At 36.5% G+C, this 17254-nt stretch carries 11 protein-coding genes; 6 read left to right on the top strand and 5 right to left on the bottom strand.

Annotation, left to right across the window (positions count from 1 at the left end; genetic code table 11):
* Nucleotides 1-3: 3 nt before the first annotated feature.
* The gene (locus CWC17_RS11265; protein ID WP_138612931.1) at nucleotides 4-2037 is read left to right on the top strand and encodes a DNA phosphorothioation-associated putative methyltransferase; all 2034 of its coding nucleotides are present in this window, start codon (nucleotides 4-6) and stop codon (nucleotides 2035-2037) included.
* Here CWC17_RS11265 and CWC17_RS11260 read toward each other — a convergent pair.
* From CWC17_RS11260 to CWC17_RS11245, 4 genes are read right to left on the bottom strand one after another with little or no spacing between them, the layout of a single operon-like run.
* Complete coding sequence (locus CWC17_RS11260) at nucleotides 2024-4285, bottom strand: DUF262 domain-containing protein (RefSeq protein ID WP_138612930.1); 2262 nt, start codon at nucleotides 4283-4285, stop codon at nucleotides 2024-2026. The genes CWC17_RS11265 and CWC17_RS11260 overlap by 14 nt on opposite strands.
* Entirely contained in the window at nucleotides 4260-5210 is a 951-nt protein-coding gene (locus CWC17_RS11255; RefSeq protein WP_138612929.1) for a phospholipase D-like domain-containing protein, read from the bottom strand. Before CWC17_RS11255 ends, CWC17_RS11260 begins: the two co-directional genes overlap by 26 nt.
* Nucleotides 5210-7018, bottom strand: a complete 1809-nt coding sequence (locus CWC17_RS11250) for an ATP-binding protein (RefSeq protein WP_138612928.1) — start codon at nucleotides 7016-7018, stop codon at nucleotides 5210-5212. The genes CWC17_RS11255 and CWC17_RS11250 overlap by 1 nt, the downstream gene beginning before the upstream one ends.
* The gene (locus CWC17_RS11245) at nucleotides 7018-8664 is read right to left on the bottom strand and encodes a DEAD/DEAH box helicase (protein ID WP_138612927.1); all 1647 of its coding nucleotides are present in this window, start codon (nucleotides 8662-8664) and stop codon (nucleotides 7018-7020) included. The genes CWC17_RS11250 and CWC17_RS11245 overlap by 1 nt, the downstream gene beginning before the upstream one ends.
* Before the next feature lie 230 nt (nucleotides 8665-8894).
* On the opposite strand from CWC17_RS11245, the gene CWC17_RS11240 reads away from it, so the two are divergent.
* The 3 genes from CWC17_RS11240 to CWC17_RS11230 are packed head-to-tail and all read left to right on the top strand — an operon-like array spanning nucleotide 8895 to nucleotide 14113.
* Nucleotides 8895-9833: a DUF4007 family protein gene (locus CWC17_RS11240; protein WP_138612926.1), complete on the top strand. Its 939-nt coding sequence runs from the start codon at nucleotides 8895-8897 to the stop codon at nucleotides 9831-9833.
* A 1-nt stretch (nucleotide 9834) separates the two neighbouring features.
* Nucleotides 9835-13233: a hypothetical protein gene (locus CWC17_RS11235; RefSeq protein ID WP_138612925.1), complete on the top strand. Its 3399-nt coding sequence runs from the start codon at nucleotides 9835-9837 to the stop codon at nucleotides 13231-13233.
* Nucleotides 13217-14113, top strand: a complete 897-nt coding sequence (locus CWC17_RS11230) for a phosphoadenosine phosphosulfate reductase family protein (RefSeq protein ID WP_138612924.1) — start codon at nucleotides 13217-13219, stop codon at nucleotides 14111-14113. The genes CWC17_RS11235 and CWC17_RS11230 overlap by 17 nt, the downstream gene beginning before the upstream one ends.
* An 11-nt stretch (nucleotides 14114-14124) precedes the next feature.
* Here the strand turns inward: CWC17_RS11230 and CWC17_RS11225 are convergent, their stop codons facing one another.
* A complete protein-coding gene (locus tag CWC17_RS11225; RefSeq protein ID WP_138612923.1) occupies nucleotides 14125-15246 on the bottom strand; it encodes a cysteine desulfurase family protein in 1122 nt (373 codons plus the stop codon).
* Nucleotides 15247-15502: 256 nt separating this feature from the next.
* On the opposite strand from CWC17_RS11225, the gene CWC17_RS11220 reads away from it, so the two are divergent.
* Nucleotides 15503-16240: a substrate-binding periplasmic protein gene (locus tag CWC17_RS11220; protein WP_138612922.1), complete on the top strand. Its 738-nt coding sequence runs from the start codon at nucleotides 15503-15505 to the stop codon at nucleotides 16238-16240.
* Complete coding sequence (locus tag CWC17_RS11215; protein WP_138612921.1) at nucleotides 16237-16986, top strand: substrate-binding periplasmic protein; 750 nt, start codon at nucleotides 16237-16239, stop codon at nucleotides 16984-16986. Before CWC17_RS11220 ends, CWC17_RS11215 begins: the two co-directional genes overlap by 4 nt.
* Nucleotides 16987-17254: the final 268 nt, after the last annotated feature.

The following is a 17254-nucleotide window of genomic DNA, read 5'->3' as shown; positions in this document are numbered from 1 at the left end:
ACTATGAACGCAGAGCAATTTAAGCAACTTGTAAAAAAAGTAAAAATAGCCAAAAAGCTACCTGACGCTATTTATTTTCATAAAGACGCGTTTTCTGATGCACCTGCCGATTTAGTTAAGTTTATAAAAGTTGTTGCCCAAGCACTCAAAGTTGATGAAGCCGATTACGATCTAATAAAGTTATTTAAAAACGACTTCAGGCTTTCACTTTTAAGTTACCCTACATTTTATGAAGATTCTTACCCCGCATTAAAACAAAGCGTAACTGTAGATCTAGCAAAGCTTAGTCATAAAATCACTAAGTACGACAACAGCGAAAACCCACCTATTTTGCACCGAAAAGAAACCATGGTTTCGCCAACTAATAAACACTATCAATTATTTTGTGACTTAACTGCTGAGGGTGAACAAGCAGGCTTATACGAAAACACACGTATGATAGGCTTTAAAGGCTCGTGGGAGCGTTTAATCGCTAAAAAAGGGTACGAGCTAGTTGATGGACGTTTATTTCGTAGCTCTGCAGTGCAAAGTCCTACGGATGACAAGACAATTGATCGACATTTAACGGCAATTGTCCGGCATGAACTTTCTGCCCCTTTAAAAACACTCGCTAAAAACGGCTTTTTAAATGGCGATTATTCGATATTTGATTATGGTTGCGGCAGAGGAGACGATTTACGAGAGTTAGAGGCTCATGGAATAGATGCCTTAGGTTGGGATTTAAATTACCGCCCTGATGCAGATAAAGTTATTTCTGACATTGTTAATATTGGTTTTGTAATTAATGTAATAGAAGACCGTGATGAGCGAATAGAAGCTCTGCTTGGCGCATGGGATCTTTCACAAAAGTTATTGGTTGTATCTGCAATGTTAGGTAACGAATCACTCGTTAGCCAGTTTCAACCTTACAAAGATGGTGTAATAACTAGCCGTAATACTTTTCAAAAATACTATACGCAGGCTGAGCTTAAGGCATTTATAGAAATGAGCGTTGACGATAACGCGATTGCTGTTGCCCCTGGCATTTATTACATATTTAAAGATAAACAGCTTGAACAGCACTTTTTGCAAAACCGCCATAAACGTACTTATAAATGGCAGCACCTAACAGCGCCTGAGCCTGTTAATGAAGAACAAGCGAGAATTTTATTTACGCAACACCAGCAACTTTTTGAATCGTTCTGGCTTACATGTTTAACCCTTGGCCGCTGCCCATCAAACAATGAGTTTGCGCAAAGTGACAAAATAAAAGAGGTTATTGGCTCCAATAAAAAAGCCCTACAACTTGTTTTAAAGTGGTTTGAAGAAGACGAGCTAAAAGCAGCTGAAACAATGCGAAAAGAAGATTTACTACTTTACTTTGCACTTGCCATGTTTGAAAAGCGAAAGCCTTACGCACAACAACCTGAAGACTTAAAACGTGACATAAAAGCGTTCTTCGACACATACAAAATAGCGCAGCACCAAGCCACTGAGCTGCTTTTTCAAATTGCAGATAGTGCGCTAATTGAATCACTGTGCCTAGAAGCTGAGAAGATATTACCCGCAGGTAAAATCGACTTTGAAAATGAGCAGCCCCATGCACTAACACTGCATAAAGACTTTATCACCTTATTGCCACTTGTACTGCGCGTGTATATTGGTGCAGCCCTACAAATGTATGGCGAGCTGGATGATATTCAGCTTATTAAAATTCACATACATTCAGGTAAGGTTACCCTGCTTGGCTATGAAGGGTTTTATGATTCCCCTCTTCCGCAGCTTAAAGAACGAGTTAAAATTAAAATGGCAGAGCAAGACGTTGATTTTTTTGATTACATAATTGAAGAAAAACGCCCGTTACTTCTTAATAAAATTGATTATATTGATGATACGTTTGACGATTACAAAAAACAAAAGGCGTTTAATAAACGCCTTGATAAAGAGCTAAGTAAACATGATATTGAGTATAGTAATATTACCTACACTCAATTTTTAACCTTAATAAATCATAGTCAACTAAAGATTAAGGGTTACCGATTTTTTAAGTTAAACTAACACTTGTTTTTAGTGATAACATTTCTGAATAAAGAGCATCACTAAAAAGATCAAATCTTTCATGCATAACTTCTAGAATATCTTGATCTTCACACTTGCCAGTATTTATATCTTGAAATTTTTCTGGTATCAAATTGCTTTCTAAAATTTGCTTACTGTAGGACCCCGCCTCACCAAGTTTTTCAAAGTAGCGTGAGGGATCTAAAGAGCCAATTTTTAAATTTGCTTGATCTGAGATGAAAATTCTATTGAGAGGGCTATTTAAAATATGTTTAGGGTTATTTCTTATTACCTCAGAAGTTCCCCCTAGCTCTTTTCTTATATCAACAGGAATTAAATGGTGATCGTGTATTTTATTTTGCGCAGATAAATGCACAGTTGTATCAACAATATTAAAAGACGTAACTCTTTTAACATTACCCTCAATGAAATCATATGGTTTCTTCGACAAAACATATTGCAAAACCCCAGCCTTTAAACTTTCTCTTGGAGGCTCATCACCTTGCATTGTTAAAATATCTTTATCTGCAAACTCTGTATTTTTTAAAACTTTGGAGTATCTATTATTTACCTCAGCTCCTGTAGCTCCTTCCAACCAACGGTAAACATTATTTATATCTTTAATAACAACGGCACTTTGATCATATAAATATGCTCCGGAAAAAAAACTAGTTAAATACCAAAGTTTGATTTTGTCTAATGCTATTTTATCATTCCAAAAATTATCATTAGTAAATGCGAATGCGATAGGCTGTATCATCAACGTATAATGTAACTTTTTGGCATTCGTTACCCCGCAAGTGATATTCAAAAATGCCAAAGCTCTTAGAACAGCGGTAGTAGCCGTTACTATATTATCTCTAATTTCTTGTGTGCTTAGTTTTAATAACGCTTTAGATTTTGCTTTATCTTTTGTAAGCTCAACATCTTGATTTGCAAAAAAATCACATTGCTTACCGTAACTTAATAGTGAACACACAGCTAAAATAGAGGTTTTCAAGTAGCCAGTAGGGATCCCATCTTCAATAGAGTCTAAATTGTCAAAGCTAAATTTAGCATCAAGAATATCAGTTGCCCCAAAAGCTAATGTTGCTGGTAAAGTCAATGGTGTTTTAACTATTTCTCTAACCACTTGACTCAATGAATAAGACTTAATGTCATCTTCTAATTTCTTAGCGGCTCGAGCAGAGAGTAAATCAAAATCATCCAGCTTCATTCCACCTTCGTTTATATGGCAGAATATTGGTATAGCTCTCATTATATCTGTCGTTACAATTGAAGTTATTTTATAGTCAGAATATATTTTATGTATAAGGTGCTCATAAACATTATCTACCCATTGTCCAGCAAGTACAGTAAAGACCTCCTTGAGTATTTCATCTTTATCATCACCTTCTGCTGAAATATCAGAAAATGAATTAAACTCATGTAACACCTCTCCAATATCGTACTTCCTGTAGTCTTCAATATTATCCCCTAGACTATCCCATAAAGCGCGACTATTTTTTTCAGCTATCTCGGTTAGTATTCTCTTTAATGTACGACCATTAGTTTTCGATTCCCCTAGTAAATAAAGTGGAACCAAACCTTCCTCTGAACAACTTTGTACTAATTTTGTGTCGAATTGCCTATTAGTGAGCCCTTTAGCTTTTTCTACAGTTTCGTAAAATGGCGAATACCATTTAGTAATACCTAAATTGTTTTTTTCATCAAACTTAAAACACTCTATAGCATCTACAATCTCATCGGGCTCAAATTCATCTAAATAATCATTACTAAAAAGTAATGTAGATGCATTAAATATATCAGGGCATACATTATTAGAATCAATTAACGGTATCCTTAAAAACCACCTTAGCTTCATTGAGTTTGCTTTATTTGCTATGAAGTCTGCCATTTTCTCTCGAGCTAAAGACACTTCATCTTCTGGTGAAATATTAGCATTGGCTAAGGCATACACATTATTAAACGCATTGAATAAAGTTGTAGTTCTTTGTTGGCCATCCAGTAAATACTCACAACTGTATTCACTTTTAATATCAGACTGAGTTAAGTCTCCAATTTTACGTGAAGCAAATTGATTAGACTTACCTTCAACAATAAGTGAGCTACCAATTGGAAACTCAAGTAACAGTGATGCTAATAAGTTTCTCTGTTTATCGGTTGTCCATTTATAATCTCTCTGAAAGTCAGGTAATATAAGTTCATTACCTTCTATTTTTTTAAACAGTTCTTGTAAAGTATCCATCTTTATCCTTATTTATTCTTAAAACTTCACTTCGTCTACCCGGTATATAAACTTCTATTTCGTCGCTTGCATAGAGCTTCAAATAGAAATACAAATTTGCTTGGAGATCTTTAATTTCTTGTCTATAAGGTGCTGGATCATCAGCTAAAGCATCATGAAGCAACCTTGAGATTTGTCCGAAACCTAAGTCACGCGCTGACTGGTTTTCAATAATTTGTTTTTTTAGCCAGCGGTATGCCTTTGTTTGCTTAAATAAAATTGACGATAATACGAAATCGCTTTTAGCATTCTCAATTTGAGCAAAGGATAATGACGGATTGAGTTGATATTCATTCAAACTAACGCCAGGTTTACTTAACGGAAAATCTGATACAAACAGCTCTGTTGTTTGTGGCAATATCTCTTCAGGCCATACAGCGGGTAACTCAGTCTCATTAGTATCGTCACATTGCTCTAAAAACGCCTGCATTTTATCAAGCGTATTTATACTTAACTCAGTTGCTGATTCAACAATTTTATTAATGAATGCTTTAGACTGTTCACAGGCATTTACTCTACTACATGATTCTAAGTTACCGTTGTTAACTAGGGCTAGCCCTTTACCCGTTAAATTAGCGCTACCATTAAAAATAGTATCGTGATCAATTTGATAAATTTTTGCGTGCAGGTTTACGAGTGCTTTGACTTGGTAGCCGTTGTTAATACAATCTCGGAGTGCATTTAAGTCACTTGCACCCTTTACAAAATCAATTGGCGTGAAACGCCCTATCAACTGTACTTTAGGTTTGCGGTTAGAAGTTAATTGACCCAACCAGCGAGTCGCTGGTTGGGTCATAAAAGCTGATATGATAGTTAAATCATTGCAACTAGGTAATAACTCTTCAAGCTGAAGTGTCAGCTCAGTATTTGAGATTAAGCTCGACATTAAAAGTCGTCCAACTCGTCATCTTCAGGGCCTTGCAGGAACTCACTAATGACTAAGCCCCACTCCCGGCGAATGGTGTTTAAATAAGCGAGTCTTCGTTCATCGGTGGTTTCATTCATCACACGTGCAAAACCTGCAATTGTAGTTTGCATAATTTCAAGTTCATCACCATCTAGCTTACTGACCAGCTTTTGATAAAAAACGTGGTTGGTATTGAATAATACAAGCGTTAAACCTTTACTCGTTGATACGTCAAAAAAGGCTTCTGAATCTCGTGCTACGTCTTCAATTAAAAAACGGTTTCCTGTAAGGATAAGTCGCTCAGCTTTTTCTTCAGCTTCTTCATCACTCATTCCACCTGCTTTTTTAAGGTGATCAACAACATCCTCTTTCTTTAGTTCTTTTGGGGCTTCTTCTTTAGTTTTATGGCCATGAGTTTCACGATGTGCAGAGCCCTGCGTTGCTTTAGATGCTGCGCCTTCAGACACTGTTTTAGGCTCTTCCCCTTTTACAGCTTTGCCTTCAACATTTATTGTATCTAACTCTTTAGTTAAAGCTGATACATGCTTTTTGATTACTGCCACCACTTTAAGTACTTGAAGTAATGAATCAGAATTCTCTTCTAAATCTCGTAAATATTCTTGCTCAGAATCAAAGCCTGCTTGTGTAAAAATTGTTTTCATCTCGTAAGGTATTAAACGAATTGCATCTTGTTTATTATTCGTTACTCCAAAGACAGCATCTAGAGTTGGCGGAAATGACACTTCAATACCAATAAAGCGCCCTTTACTCTCTCTTAAAGCTGAAGTTAAGAATGAATCTCTTAAAACTAGCTCTCTATTAGCTCGAACTATTGAAACACCTACATTTTTGCTACAGTGTTTACCCCAAGTTGTACCACCTAACTTACCAACTGTGTCTTTTAAAATACGATTTGATATATTCTTTTTAACCATTGAGGTAGTAATGGTTACATCATCTCGTTTAGGTTCACCGTTTTCATCTATGTATTCAACAGAAATGACTTCTTCATCCATTTTCTCAAAAAAAGCCTCATTCTTATAACTACCAGGTAATTCTGGTAGTGAAGTGTTCTTTTTTAGGTACATTGGGTCATTAGCTTTAAAAGTTTCCTTATCGTAAACATCAAGCCTGTCATCCGCTGATTTACGATAAGTAATGCTTTCTATTTTTATATTGTCATCACTAATGAAATTACGATACATACGGCCTACTAAATGTTCGCAATGCCGATAAATAGATTTACCCGTTTTCCAGCTTAAGCGGTCAAGCTTAGACCAAATAATTAATGTGCCAGATTCTGGTTTTTTAGTAAAAAATGCTTTTTCGTACTTAGAAGGTATCGCTTTTGCTGTAGGCATTGGCACTTCTTCAAGTGCACCACTTTTCATTTCATCTACATCTAAATAAGTGTGATGAGGCGCTCCACCGGCCTGCCAACTCCAGACATCAACACGCTTACACTGTGAAATAGATGAATTTGGTAATCCCATTCCAAATTTACCCATACCGCCAGTATCTTTTCGGTGTGTACCACCACCAAATTGCATCGCAACTCTAAGTGTCTCGATATCCATACCGACACCATTATCCCATAGAGAAATTTCTGATACGGTATAATTTTTTCGGGCGTTTAGTTGCTCTTCTATAAAGCCAACTTCTACACGGTTGGCCGTTGCTTGCAAACTATTATCAATAAGTTCTGCTAAAGCGTAAGCAGTATTGTTATATCCATTATCCCTTAATGACTCAATAACGGTCTCAGCACTTAAAAATCTATTACTCATTATCTTATTTCCTTTTCTGCCCACATATCATTCCAATAACCAAATGCGAGGCTAATACTTTGAAACTCAGGTATGTTATCCATCACTGTATAAATATTACATTCTTTGTTACCGCCGCTTTTATAACCCCTCATGGCACGGCCCGCCATTTGTAAATACTGTACTAAGGAGTTCATTGGTTTAGCTATTATGGTAACGTTAGTTTTAGGGGCATCAAACCCTGCCGTTAGTACATTAAAATTAACGAGAACTTGTAGCTCACCATTTTTATATTGCGCTATTTTTGCTCTGCGGCTCTCGGCTGTGTCATTTTTACTATCAATAGATGCTGCTTTTATACCTTGATAGGCAAGCGCGGTAGCCAAATTAATGCCGTGTTCTACGGTACACGCAAAAACAATAACTTGTGAGCCAAGGTTACATTCATCAATAATTGTATTTAAGATCTGTCGATTACGCTCTATGTTACTTGCTAAAGTCGTCATTGTTTCAACACCGCCCGCATCCCTTAATTCGTATGCAGCAATACCTGAATGATCATAATTTAACGACTTAAAGTTCGCTTTGGCTAAGTAACCTTTTTCTACTAGGTAATCTATCGGCGATAAATAGCCCGAGATTTGCATTGATACTTTATTATTATAGAAAAAATTAGCTAGGCGAGCGTCTTCTTCAGATAATCCATCCTCAGAATAGCTTCTTCCTGGGGTTGCTGTTAAACCTATTAAGTCAGCATGAAACGCCTCATCAACAATAAAGTCTTGAACCACTTCTTGAAATTTAGGGGCAACAGCTTTGTGAGCTTCATCAAAAATAACTAGTGTGACTTTTTCAGCTAGTTTGCTATATAAAAGTTGTAGTTGCCTTGAGTCACTTTTTCTTAAACTTAAAAATTTATGTAAGCCAGCAACTACAAAGCCAGAGTCAATACCACTTAGGCTTTCTGTAGAACTTGAATAAAACCCATAAAGAGAAGTGGTACGGTTACCCAAAGACTGCCATGCTTTTGAAAATTCAGAGTAAGCTTGTGAACAAAGCTCCTCCCTGTCTGCTAACCACAAAACTAAGTTATTCTCAGATTGCCTGAGATGTTCAGCAGCTATATTCATTGCGGTACGTGTTTTACCAGCCCCTGTAGGCAAATGAATCAATACTCGTTTTTTATTTTGATCGAGCTGAGAAAAAACCTGTTTACTAATACCTCGCTGGTATGGGTAGAGACCGTAGTTTGGCTCAATACAAGATATGCTTTCTAAGCCACTGTCTTGTTCTAGCTGACTTTCATACAATGCAGAAAGCCCTAGTAACTCAGCAAACTTTTCAGGGTTATCATTTGCCCAACTTATTATCGCATCATAGTATTTTGGAGTAACATTTTTTGCTTCAAGTTCAAAGCTTGGAAATAGCTCGGCTAGTTGCGTTGCAGATAAACGGTCGATGAGTTTATTTCGTAATTGAGAGTCAAAAATAAAGTCGACCTGTTTTATACTCGCAACTATGCCTGCAAGTTTGTTTTTATTGTAAGAGTTGTTTTCTGTTATCTGATTATCTTTTGCATCAAGTTGCAGTGCGAAATTTATTGAATTTTTGGGAAGAAAACTTAATAGTTCGTCCTCAGAAAAGTTTGATAGAATTTTTGTCAGCATTGATATCCCTTTCAATATAAAACCCAACCTTTTATCACTAAATCAAAGTATTAGATAAGTAAAAATGTATAATACAAAGAAAGGTACAAATTTGTAACCCATAAGATAAGTTTTTTACCAATACTAGCTGTATAAATAAACAGTAAATTATAAAATTAGAGCTTTCTCTCAGCTAATAATCCGTATAATATGTGCGGCGTTGGACAATTTCTCCAGGAGCAGTTTTAAGCATGAAAGCTAAATTTACAGGGCACGACACCTTCCCTTTACGCTATGGATGGCTATTTAAAGCTATTAATCACTTGAATAATAAAGGCAATTTTTCTTCTAACGAAGAAAATATACGTCACTCTATTGTTGAACTAGGTGTAGGCAAGAATATGGTTAAGGCGATTCAGTATTGGGCTGAGTCGGCTAATGTGATAGAAAAAATAAACAAAGGTGAAATAGCTCATTCTGTAGCATATAACGGAACGTTTTTATTTGGCGATAAAACTGTAGATGGACACGACCCTTTTTTAGAGCTTCCTGGTTCTGTATGGCTTATTCATTTTTGGCTGAACTTTAACAACATGAGTCTAACCGCCTATCGTTACTTTTTTAACTACTCTAACGTTCAATATTTTGAAAAAAGTAAGCTAGTAGGTGACTGTTATGATGATGCAAAACGCCTCGTTAAAACAGAATTAGGTAACCTAAGCACATTAAAAAAAGACGTAGATTGCTTTTTAAACACTTACAGCAAAAAACAAAAAAATAGCACAACAAAAAAAGCTGTAAAAGTTGATGAAGACCATTTTACGTCACCTTTAGCTGAATTAAATTTAGTACAAGATAATGGTGGCGGCTTTTATGTAAGCAACCTTGTTGAACGCCCTGAACTACCTGTTGAAATATTTATTTATGCATTGCTTGAGTTTTTTAATGAGGAAACAAAAGACTCTAATGTAAGCACTATTGATTTTGATTCTTTACTTACTAAACCTTGCTCACCTGGCAGAATATTTAGGCTCTCTGAGTCTGGGTTAGGACAGAAGTTAGATGAAGCACAAGGCTTTACAAATAAGAATGTAACTTGGGTTGATTCTTTAGGCTTACGTCAAGTAAATATATCTGCTGATATAAAAAATAATGCAATCGATTACTTAAAAATGTACTACGGTAAATAACATGTCTGAATCTTTAATTACAATAAATCAACGCTACAAAAGTTCGACACGAATTGATACCGAGAGTACTGATTTTTCTCCATTTATTGATGAGTTTGTACTACACGGTACAGCTATAAATGTACTTGATACCGTTAGCCGTGAATTTGAAAATAGTACACAACGTGCATTTACAATTACAGGCCCTTATGGTTCGGGTAAATCTACCGTTGCTTTGTTTTTATCATGCTTGCTTTCTACAGATTTAAAGCAGCGTAATTATGCACTAAAAAAATTAAACAGCTCTCAAAGCGTTGTTACCAATTTTGAAGAGCGCTTTGCGTTAGAAAATGGCTGGCAAACTGTTAAGCATGTTTGTGGTTTAGAAGCACCAGCAAACAGTATTTTGGTTAGCTTGCTAAATGCATTTAATCAAGATTTTGACTCAGAAGAAATCTCGAGCTTTGACGATGATAAATGCTTAGCAGAAATAAAAAAGCTTTTACAAAAACCAAGTGAAAATGAAGATGGTACTTTAATTTTACTTGATGAAATGGGTAAAGCCTTAGATTATCAATCTCGTGAGAACAAAGATTTACACTTATTTCAATCTTTGGCTGATATTGTACAACAAGCAAAAAGACCTGTTTTGCTCATGGGCTTTTTACATCAAGCGTTTTCTGACTACGCTAAGAATAAAGATGTTAAAACTCAAAAAGAATGGAGCAAAGTACAAGGCCGTTACCGCGATTTAAGCTTTAACCCATCGATTGATGAGTCTTTAACGCTAGTAGGTGATTCGATATACCGTGCACCTAAGGTAGCCGATGCAATACAGTCTAAATACGCCGATTTAGTTAGTACTGTAAGCGGCGCTTTTACAAACCAAAATAAAAACAAGCATGCACTTAGCACAACACTGCCACTAGATCCTATAGTGAGTTTATTGCTTGGCCCTGTATCTCGTCGTCGCTTTTCTCAAAACGAACGCAGCTTATTTGGCTTTTTAGCATCCCACGAAAAGTTTGGCTTTAGAGAGTTTTTAGATTCAAATTACTGTGAGCTAAATGAAGAGCTAAATCTTTATCGACCAGAAATGTATTGGGACTACCTTTACCATAATTTACATCATTTAATTGTTACCTCGCAGGACAGTAAAGCATGGCTTGAAGGCTCTGATGCTATATATAGAGCTGAGCAAAAAGGTGACGAACTCCATATTGCTATTACTAAGGTTATTGCTTTATTAACTATTTTTGGCTTTCATCATCAGTTACATGCTAAACGAAGTTTTATTAAAGACTACTTTGTTTGTCGTGGATATAAATCAAATGACGTTGATGATGCAATTAAAGAACTAGAAGCAAGCACTGTAATTATTTATCGCCAGAAACACGATGCTTTGTTTGTGTTTCAAGGTAGTGATATTGATATTAATAACCTTATTAGTGAGCAAATTGAGGTTATTAGTGAAGGTGTTGATTGGACTGAAGCATGCGCTACACCACAGAATATTTTAGCAACAGCTCATTACCATAAAACCGGCACTATGCGCTGGGCTACTACTAAATTATTAAATAAGTTTGATACCGCTGCATTTGAAACGTTTGTAACTAAACCAAAAACGGGCGATGCATTCACATACTTTGTTTTACCAACAAACCCTGAGGTCGCTAAAACTCTAAAAGAAAACGCGAAAGAAATGCCGTTTGTAATAATAGGTACACTCAAAGACTTTACTAATTTAAAAACGGCAGCCATTGAGTTAATAGCACTTCGTAAGATCTTAAAAGAAGAGAAAAAGATCACACACGATTTAATTGCTAAAAACGAACTAGAAAGCCGAATAAAGTTCGCCCAAGCGAATGTAGACAGCGAAATACAGAATGCTTATACAAATGCTAGCTGGTCGTACTGCGGTAAAAAATTAGCAGCACAACCTCTAGCCACAATAGCCTCTAATATCGCTGATAAAATATTCCATAAGTCACCACCTGTTATAAACGAGCTAGTTAATCGTTCTAAGCCCTCTGGTAGTGCAAACAGCGCAATTCGTAAATTAATGAATGCTATGTTTGAAAATGGCGATGAAAAAGATTTAGGCTTTGATGACAAAGCATTCCCACCAGAAAAGGGCCTTTACCTTTCTTGTTTAAAAAGTAAAGGGTGGCATTGTGAAACACCTGAAGGTTATTTGTTTCCAAGCAATTGGTCTAAACAGGCAATAGCTGCAAACCCTCAAATGCATACCTTATTTGAAAGTGGATTTGAGTTTATAAAGAACAATTCAGCTAAACAGCATGTAACCATGGCTGAGCTTTATGAAATGTGGATGTTACCTCCCTATGGTTTAACAGCTGGATTATGCCGCATATATGGGTTGGCACTTTTAAAGTCTTTAGAGGGTCAGGTAGCATTTTACGATTGGGACTCAACGAAGCAGTTCGTTTTTATTCCTGAACTTGATGAAGAGCTTGTCAATAAAATCTATAAGTACCCGAGCGAAGCGGGAGTTAGATATTTTGAAATATCAGAAATTCAAAGTCACCTTTTAGATAACCTTGCACAAGCCACTTTAGGTGAAGCTAAAAATGAGGCTGCTATTTTAAATATTGCTAAACATATCGTAGGAATAATTCATAAACTGCCGACTTGGGTTAAGAAAACAAGTGGTGAAAGCTTTACTGGCTCAACCGAAAACGGACTTACTAAACAAGCAAGGGATTTTAGAAATAAAGTTATCGCTGCCAACGACCCTTATAAGCTTATTTTAGATGACTTGCCTGCAGTTTTTGGATTTAAAAAAGATGACCCAGAAGTTGAAGAAAAACTAGGCTCATATCTAAAGACTGCAATTGAAGACCTAAGTGCTCAGCATGACATGCTACTTAATGGCTTCAAACAAATTATAGTGAACATGCTTGGTGAAGATTTTAATAATACCTTAAAAGAGCGCTGTGATTTAGTTGAAAAAGAAGCTAAGCGCCCTAAGGTAAAAGATCTTGCTAAACGCTTATCGCAGTATATTGATGGTAAAGCTAAATTCGAGTTCGTAATTAATATTTTAACTGGTGTTCCTGAACGTAATTGGACCGATAAGCACTTAAGAAATGGATTAGACGAACTGCAAAATTTATGTGTACAATTTAGGCGCATAGAATCTTTCAGTAATTTTAATACTCAAGGCTCGTCTAAACCCATTGCTTTTATAACTACAGATAACGATGGTAACCATCAGGAATATAGTAGCTTTACTAAGCATGGTTTAGCTGCTGACGGTGACGTTCAAACAGCTGTGAATAATATTGAACACGCTATTGCAAAAATGCCAAAAGAAAAGCAACTTGCAGCACTTACCAATTTACTAACAAATTTGATGGATCAGAATGAAGTTGAGGTAGCAGATGACAGAGAAAGTTAAACATGTTTTAGGCCTCTCTGGCGGTAAAGACAGTAGTGCTTTGGCCCTATTTGTTAAAGAAACTTACCCAGATCTAGATGTAGAGTACTTTTTTACTGATACAGGCTATGAACTGCCAGAAACGAATGAGTTTATTGACCAGCTGGAGGAAAAGCTTGGTTATATTAATAGATTGAATGCGCGTTCTTTGAATAATATTGAAGGGCGTGGTGAAAAAGATTTTGCTCACCTACTAAAAGAGCATGGTAATTATTTACCCTCACAGCGCGACCGTTGGTGTACTGTTCAAATGAAGTTAAAGCCGTTTGAGCAGTGGCTAGATAGCTTTATACAAGATGGCTATAAAATAAAAAACTATGTTGGCATTAGAGCTGATGAACCTGATCGCTCTGGTTATATGACAATTGAAAAACCTATAGAATCGGTCTTTCCATTTAGAGAGCACGGCATAGTTAGGAGTGACATTGAAAATATATTGCAACGTAATGGTTTGGAGTTGCCTGAATATTATAAATGGCGCTCGCGTTCTGGCTGTACATTTTGTTTTTACCAAAGAAAAATAGAATGGGTAAAGCTTATGGAAAAGCACCCTGACTTGTTTGAAGAAGCAAAAGCATTTGAAAAAGGTGATGATAATAATACCACAGTAGGGGAACGTTTTTACTGGATGGGACAAGGCCAGCCTCTAGAAACATTAGAAGATCCTGAAGTTCAAAAACGTATTATTGAAAATCACGAGAAGAAAGTAGCTCGCTTCAATAAAAAGAAGCGCCGTAATGCTTTACTAGGCGACTTTGAAGGCTACTGCGAGTTTAATGAGCTAGATGATATTTATGATGAAGCAGAAGGCGGTGGAGCCTGTGTAACATGTTATAAATAATATGAAAGCGGCTAAATAGCCGCTTTTTTTATAGCGTTAACTAATTGGTCTATTTCTTTAGTTGTAATTTGATTTGTAAAACTTATACGAAAAGTATGCTCAGCCTCTTCACGACTTAACCCTAATGCGGTTAAAACATGCGAGGCTTCTATTTCTCTAGAAGAACACGCTGAACCTTGGGCTAAACAAAAGGTGTCTTCATTATCTCTTACTAAAACACCAATATTTGTTTTAGGTAATGTAAGAGAAACTATATGAGGTAACGCTTCTTCATTTCCATTTACAGTAAAAGAAATACCCGCTTGAACGAGCTGTTCTAATAAGTAATTTCGTATTTGCCTCTTAGCCAAATTTTTATAGGATTGTAGAAAAGAATTTATAGCCTCACCAAATCCTAAGACTAAAGGTGCTGCAACGGTTCCGCCTCTTACTCCTTGCTCCTGCCCTGCTCCGTGTATTACTGGCTGTACATTTCTCTTTCTTAAGTCCCGAATATAAACCGCACCTATACCTTTTGGCCCCCCTATTTTGTGGCCTGAAAACGACATAATATCTAAATTCATGTCGTCTACATCTATCTCTGTTTTTCCAAAACTTTGTGCTGCATCACTATGAAAAAGAACTTTGTTTTCAAAACAAATTTGTCCAATTTCTGTAATTGGGTTTATAGTCCCTAGCTCATTATTTACGTGCATTACAGAAACAAGAGCAGTAGAAGGACGTATTGCTTCTTTTATACTTTTTGGGTCAATTATCCCTTCACCGTTAGGCATGACTATAGATATTTCAAAACCTTGTAGTTTCATATACTCGCATATTGCAAAAATACATTTATGTTCAATCGCACTTATTACTATATGGTTTTTTTCTTTAGGATGAGAACTGTTGAGTAAAAGGCTCTTAAAGGCAATATTGTTAGATTCTGTAGCGCCGCTAGTAAAGATTATTTCACTTGGGTAGGCTCCAATTATGTCTGCAAATTCCTCTCTTACTTCATCAACCTTTTTCAAAGCAACTTCACCTAAAAGGTGCCCGGAAGCGGAATTAGCATAACAATTGTCGAAGGCGTCTATTAAAGCAACTTTTACTTCTGGAAGAAGCGGATGCGAAGCAGCTGAATCAAGATATATCATTTAACCAGTCCTTAAATTAGAGAATTAAAGATAACACAAATAGTGTTATCAGTGTTTGATTAGCAACCCTAAAATATAAACTATGAAATGCTTAATACGCTGTTTGTATTGAATTTTGCACTAATCATTACTCTCAACCGTAAACCCTTTGGTTTTAGATACATTTTTTTACAACTTTAACGTCTCATTCATTATTATATTGTTTTGCTGGGTTATACTGTTTAAATAATGATTAAAAACGTACCTTAGAGTTTTAATGAATAAATTAATAACCTTATTAATGTGTGTATTGTTTAGTGCTTCTTGGAGTGTGGTTGCCTGCGAAAAAACATTAACGGTTGCCTCGCATGATGCTTTTTGGCCGCCTTATGTTATGGGTATTAATGGGCAGTTTCAGGGTAAAGAGGTAGAAGCATTAAATATTATTTTTAAAGACTCGCCTTTTTGCTTTGAAGTAAAACTGTTGCCTAATTCTAAACGGGCCTTTACCGAGCTGCGCTATGGCCGAATAGACATAGGCTGGGCGGCCAGCTATACCAATGAGCGCGCTAAACACGTTCATTTTACAAAGCCGTACCGCACTGAGGTTATGCGTTTATACGAAAATATAAACAATTTACATAAGGCTAAAAACTTAGCCGAAATTTTTGACCAAGGTTTAACCATCGGCGCTAATTTTGGTAGCTATTACGGCAAAGAGTTTGAGCAGTATAAACACAGCCATAAAAAACAAATTGAGTACACTAGTGCAACCAGTAAGCGCTTTGAAATGCTTAATAAACAACGTATAGATTACGCAATAGAAGACGAGCTAGTAGGCAATTATTTAAGTAAACGGGGTAAAAATTTAATTGCGGCCCCTACTATACCCGCTATAAATAAAGATCAAATACACTTAATGCTGAGCAAAAAAACGGTAACGCTTGATGAGGTTAACATTATTAACGCGCATATTTTAAAAAAGAACGCGGCGCTTAAGGCGTTATTTGAATGAGTAAATTGCGTATATATTTAGTAATATGGGTAGCCTGTTTGGGGCTGTTTTGTGTCAGTGCGGTGGCGTGTGATAAAACAATTAACGTAGGCACTAACGAGCGCTATTGGCCGCCATATGTTGTACTAAAAAATAATGCTTTAACGGGTTCTGAAATAGATGTAATTAAAACCATTTTTAAAGACTCTCCCTTTTGTATAAATTTTACTTTATTACCTAACTCGCAACGTGCCCTGGAAGAGTTAAAACATGGCCGTATAGATTTAATGTTTGCGGCGAGTAAAACCCGCGAACGTGAGGTGTACGCACACTTTAGTTTGCCTTACCGCGAAGAAGCTATGATGTTGTATCAACACACTGACTCGGCAAATATAAGCTCCTTAGAGCAGCTTTTTAAAAAAGGCTTAACAACGGGTATTAATGGCGGTAGCTATTTAGGGCAGGCATTTAAAGTATTAAGTGAAAAGTATAGCGAGCAAATAGTGCTTACCTCCGAGGCCGATAAACGCTTTGCTTTACTTAATAAAAAGCGGGTAGATTTTGTAGTGGATGATTCGTTAGTGGCCGCTTACTTTACTAAAAATTACGCTGGTATATTGCCGGTTGAGCAAGTAGCGCCTGTTCACGTAAATAATGTGCATTTTATAATGAGCAAAAAAACAATAACGCTTAACGAGGTTGCTGTAATTAATCGCCTTATTAAAAATAACAAGGCGGCTATTAAGCGCATTTACAAACCCTATTAACCTGGGGTTTTATTCATTTTGTGTTTTCGCGCGAGCAAGCTCTAAGCCTACAAATACCCTGACACAGGGGATTAATAAGTAGCAGCGGCTTTATGCCGCGAAAAATTTAATACCAAACGCGAAGTACGCTCCAGCTACGCGCCATACTCATTCCCCGTTGACACGTTTAAAAAGTGATTATGTCACCACCGAGAAGTTACTTGTTTATAACTGTGTTTCTCTGTGTAGCGCGAAGCGCCTCTGTGTCCTCTGTGGTGTAAATAATGAC

The sequence above is a fragment of the Pseudoalteromonas sp. S3785 genome, from assembly GCF_005887365.1.
GTDB lineage: Bacteria > Pseudomonadota > Gammaproteobacteria > Enterobacterales > Alteromonadaceae > Pseudoalteromonas.
The sequence above is the reverse complement of the archived record's forward strand: the minus strand, read 5'-3'. Positions and strand labels throughout refer to the sequence as shown.

Coding starts and splice junctions, on each gene's coding strand:
- CWC17_RS11240 (WP_138612926.1), top strand. CDS start 8,895: ATGAAAGCTAAATTTACAGGGCACGACACCTTCCCTTTACGCTATGGA.
- CWC17_RS11225 (WP_138612923.1), bottom strand. CDS start 15,246: ATGATATATCTTGATTCAGCTGCTTCGCATCCGCTTCTTCCAGAAGTA.
- CWC17_RS11260 (WP_138612930.1), bottom strand. CDS start 4,285: ATGGATACTTTACAAGAACTGTTTAAAAAAATAGAAGGTAATGAACTT.
- CWC17_RS11255 (WP_138612929.1), bottom strand. CDS start 5,210: ATGTCGAGCTTAATCTCAAATACTGAGCTGACACTTCAGCTTGAAGAG.
- CWC17_RS11235 (WP_138612925.1), top strand. CDS start 9,835: ATGTCTGAATCTTTAATTACAATAAATCAACGCTACAAAAGTTCGACA.
- CWC17_RS11245 (WP_138612927.1), bottom strand. CDS start 8,664: ATGCTGACAAAAATTCTATCAAACTTTTCTGAGGACGAACTATTAAGT.
- CWC17_RS11220 (WP_138612922.1), top strand. CDS start 15,503: ATGAATAAATTAATAACCTTATTAATGTGTGTATTGTTTAGTGCTTCT.
- CWC17_RS11230 (WP_138612924.1), top strand. CDS start 13,217: ATGACAGAGAAAGTTAAACATGTTTTAGGCCTCTCTGGCGGTAAAGAC.
- CWC17_RS11215 (WP_138612921.1), top strand. CDS start 16,237: ATGAGTAAATTGCGTATATATTTAGTAATATGGGTAGCCTGTTTGGGG.
- CWC17_RS11250 (WP_138612928.1), bottom strand. CDS start 7,018: ATGAGTAATAGATTTTTAAGTGCTGAGACCGTTATTGAGTCATTAAGG.
- CWC17_RS11265 (WP_138612931.1), top strand. CDS start 4: ATGAACGCAGAGCAATTTAAGCAACTTGTAAAAAAAGTAAAAATAGCC.